At 64.3% G+C, this 3,921-nt stretch carries 4 protein-coding genes; 3 read left to right on the top strand and 1 reads right to left on the bottom strand.

From position 1 onward, the window contains the following. From ABI213_RS22625 to ABI213_RS22615, 3 genes are all read left to right on the top strand, one after another. A partial coding sequence (locus ABI213_RS22625; protein WP_348028764.1) for a chloride channel protein occupies positions 1-1,302 on the top strand: 1,302 nt, incomplete at its 5' end. A gap of 28 nt (positions 1,303-1,330) precedes the next feature. After that, positions 1,331-1,564, top strand: a complete 234-nt coding sequence (locus ABI213_RS22620) for a hypothetical protein (RefSeq protein WP_348005042.1) — start codon at positions 1,331-1,333, stop codon at positions 1,562-1,564. Between the two features lie 82 nt (positions 1,565-1,646). Beyond that, the gene (locus tag ABI213_RS22615) at positions 1,647-2,186 is read left to right on the top strand and encodes an Mpo1-like protein (RefSeq protein ID WP_348005043.1); all 540 of its coding nucleotides are present in this window, start codon (positions 1,647-1,649) and stop codon (positions 2,184-2,186) included. 125 nt (positions 2,187-2,311) lie between these two features. On the opposite strand, the gene ABI213_RS22610 is transcribed toward ABI213_RS22615, so the two are convergent. Further along, positions 2,312-3,921 (bottom strand): GGDEF domain-containing protein (locus ABI213_RS22610; RefSeq protein ID WP_348028762.1); only part of this gene is annotated, 1,610 nt, incomplete at its 5' end.

The raw sequence follows: 3,921 nt of genomic DNA, 5'->3' as shown, positions 1-3,921 counted from the left end.
CGCGGTGTGGTGCTGGGGTTTGCCGCGCTGGCCGGTTTGACCGTGGTGGCTTTTACCTGGTTGACGGAGCATGCGCTGCGCCTGTTTTCGCTGCTGGACGCGCATGCCTGGTGGGCTCCACTGCTGTGGACCCCGGCCTGCACGGCGGCCATCGTCTGGCTGACCCGGCGGTTCGCGCCCGGTGCCGCAGGCTCGGGCATTCCGCAGGTAATGGCGGCCCTGACCCCCGAGGTACCGCACGCTGCGCGCGCGCTGTTTGTGTCGCTGCGCCTGGCACTGGCCAAGGCACTGCTGACGGCCTGGGGCCTGCTGGCCGGTTTGTCGCTGGGGCGCGAAGGCCCGTCGGTGCAGATTGCCGCCGGAGTGATGCACAACGCGCGCCGCTGGCTGCCCAAGGGCTCGCGGGTGTCGGAGCACGGTTTGCTGCTGGCCGGGGGCGCAGCGGGCATTGCCGCGGCGTTCAACACCCCTTTGGGCGGCGTGATGTTTGCCATTGAAGAGCTGTCGCGCCGACCCGAGCAGCGCAGCAGCGGCCTGCTGCTGGCGGCGATTGTGCTCAGCGGTTTGATGGCCGTGTCGGTCTACGGCAACGCCACCTATTTTGGGGTGATCCACATCGACAATTTGAGCATGGACCTGCTGTTTCCCGGCCTGCTGGTCACGGTGGGCTGCGGGCTGGCGGGTGGGCTGTTTGCGCGGCTGGTGGTGGTGTCGCTGTCGGGCGGCTCGGCCGATGTGTTTACCCGGTTCCGCCAGCGTGCGCCGGTGTGGTTTGCGGCGGGCTGCGGACTGGGCGTGGCGGTGCTGGGCATTGTCAGCCACAGTGACACCTATGGCAGTGGCTACGACCACAGCCGCGCCATGCTGGAGGGCCATGGCGACACCTCATCGCTGTATGTGCTGTTGAAGTTCATCGCCACCTGGCTCACCACCTGGGCCGGGGTGCCTGCGGGCATTTTTGCACCGTCACTGGCGATTGGCGGGGCCTTGGGCAACGACATCGCCCTGCTAACCAGTTACGTCAACGCGCCCACGCTCATCGCCTTGGGCATGGCGGCCTTTTTGGCGGCGGTGACCCAAGCCCCACTGACATCGTTCATCATCGTGATGGAAATGGTCGACGGCCACGCCCTGGTGCTGAGCCTGATGGCCAGCGCCATGGTGGCCAGCGGGGTCTCGCGCATGGTCAGCGCAGCGCTGTATCCGGCGCTGGCGGCACTGCAGTTACGGCGGATTCCCCCAGACGCTATCCCCCCGCCAGCCGCATCTGGCGGCGCGGATGCGGCAGCCCATCCCACCTGACTAGCCGCGCGGTGCGGACGCAGGCACAGTGGGAGGCCATCTTGCTGGAGTCTTCCTGCAACACCCTGCCCCGCTCAGCCCTGAAACCATCGACCGCCTGGCCCGCCGACGCGCAGGCCGCAAATACGGCTGGACCATCCACGCCCAGGCCATCGCCAGCGTGCTACGCGACGCCACAGCCAAGCTGCAACTGAGCCTACGCAACCGCCCCGGAAAGCACACCCTCAGCCGCCTCTACACCCACCGTCTTAAAGCTATGTAAACCCTATATGTCATGCACTTGACAGCGTTTTACACGCGCACACTCCTAGCATCACGGCCACCCCAAAAGAAGGAGACACCCCATGGCATCCCTGTTCCGCCCCACCACCGTGTTGATGGTCCAGTACGCGCACTACCACCGCGACCGGCGCAACATCGCCACCCACTGCGTCGGTATCCCGCTGATCGTCTTCGGCATTGGTGTGCTGCTGGCGCGCTGGCAGTGGGGTGCGGGCCCGCTCAATGCCGCCTGGCTGCTGTGGGTGGCCAGCACGCTGTGGTACGTCAGCCGGGGCAATGCCGTGCTGGGCGGAGCGGTCAGCCTGGCCAACGGCCTGCTGTTTGCCGCAGCGCAGGGGTTCGCGGATGGCAGCGTGGCCCATTGGCTGGGCTGGGGTGTGGGCAGCTTTGCGGTGGGCTGGGTGCTGCAGTTCATTGGCCACTACTTCGAGGGCCGCAAACCGGCTTTTTTGGACGACTTGGTCGGCCTGCTGGTCGGCCCGATGTTTGTCACCGGCGAGGCCTTGTTTGCACTGGGCTGGGGCACGTCGCTGCAGGCCGAAATCGAGCGCAGCGCCGGGCCCACGCACATCCGCAGCGTCGAAAAACCGCAAGCTTTTTAGGCCTCTGGCGCAGGTATCGCCTGCGCCAACCGCTACACATTCAATAGCAAGCTAAAAATACGGAGGGGTGCAGGCCGAAGCGATCTCGACCACGCTATCGCTGGTATTGCGAATCCACACCGGTATCACCCGGCCCGCGCAGGGGGCAGGAACTTTTGCTCGAACACATCTGCGGGCACCGGTCGGCTGAACAGAAAGCCTTGCATTTCATCACAGCCCATCAAACGCAACAGGCGTGATTGCTCCTCGGTCTCTACGCCTTCGGCAACCACCTTGAGCTTGAAAGCGTGGGCCAGGTTGATGATGGTGGACACCAGGGACAGCCCGCGCGGGCCGGTGACCATATCGACCACAAAGGTTCGATCAATCTTCAGCGTGTCCACCGGCAGGCGCGAGAGCTGGCCCAGCGACGAATAGCCGGTCCCAAAATCATCGATGGCAATCGTCAAGCCCATGGCGCGGATGGCCAGCAAGCTGGCGCTGCTGCGCTCCACGTCTTCCATGATCAGACTCTCGGTGATCTCCAGCTCCAGGCCCTGTGCAGCGTGCCGATCGTTGCCAATCACTTGCTCCACAGCAGTAACAAAGTGGCGGTGGCGCAACTGCAGCGGCGACACATTGACGGCAATCCGCACCGGCTCCAGGCCTGCCGCGCGCCAGCGCTGGTAGTCCTCCAGCGCCTTGCGCAAAGCCCACAGGCCGACTTCGTAGATCAGACCGGTTTCTTCCAGAATCGGAATGAAACGCCCCGGTGGCACCAGACCGTTTTGGGGGTCGTTCCAGCGGATCAGGGCTTCGGCACTGGTCACTTTGCCTGTGGCAAGGTCTACCTTGGGCTGGTAATGCAGCACGAACTGTTCCAGGTCCAGGGCGGTGCGCAGGCGGCTTTCCAGGTCCAGTGCAGCGGCTACCCGGGTGTCCATTTCCGGCGCGTAGAACATCAAAAGCTCGGCCGATCCCTTGACGCGCTTCAAGGCATGCTCAGCATTGCGCAGCAGGGTCTCGGCATCTTCCCCGTCCAGGGGGTACAGCACGACCCCCATCTTGCCGGCGATACGCAGTTCCGAGTCCAGCAACCGGTAGGGCTTGGCAAAGCAGTCGCGCAGCAGTTGCTCCAACTCCAGCGCCACGCGGCCCACATCGCGCGGCCCCTGCAGGACCACACCAAAGCAGTTAACGCCTACGCGCGCCACGGCCTCTAGTGCCACACTGCCTGTGCGGATGCGTTGCGCCAGTTGCTGGAGCAGATCGTCCCCGGCCGCGCGGCCCAGGGTGTCGTTGATGGCCCGGAAGCGCTCGATATCGACCAAAGCCAGCGCCAGGCTGCTGCGGCCACCGTCGAACATGCGCAATTGCTGGCCCACTTGCTCCAGAAACAGCGTGCGGTTAGGCAGGCCGGTGATTTCGTCGTAGTAGGCCAGGTAGAGGAGCTTGTCGGCTTTTTCAATGTGGTCAAGGGCAAAACCGATGTCGCCCGCCAGTTCGGTCAGCAAGGTCATCTCTTCTTCGTCAAAAAAACCGGTCTCGTCGACATACAGGGCGAGCACGCCCACCACCTTGTCGCCAACCAGCAAAGGCAGCACCGCCATGGCGCAGATTCCCTCCTCCATGTGCGCTTTCAGATACTGGTCGCCGGAAAAATCCTTCATGTCGTTAAGCACCACGGGCTTCTTGCCCTTGATGGCGCGCAGAGTCATGGAATGGGTATGCGGCGCGCCGTCTTGCAGAGAGAGGC

Source organism: Rhodoferax sp. (assembly GCF_039922535.1).
Taxonomy (GTDB): domain Bacteria; phylum Pseudomonadota; class Gammaproteobacteria; order Burkholderiales; family Burkholderiaceae_C; genus Rhodoferax_B.
The sequence above is the reverse complement of the archived record's forward strand: the minus strand, read 5'-3'. Positions and strand labels throughout refer to the sequence as shown.

Coding starts and splice junctions, on each gene's coding strand:
- ABI213_RS22615 (WP_348005043.1), top strand. CDS start 1,647: ATGGCATCCCTGTTCCGCCCCACCACCGTGTTGATGGTCCAGTACGCG.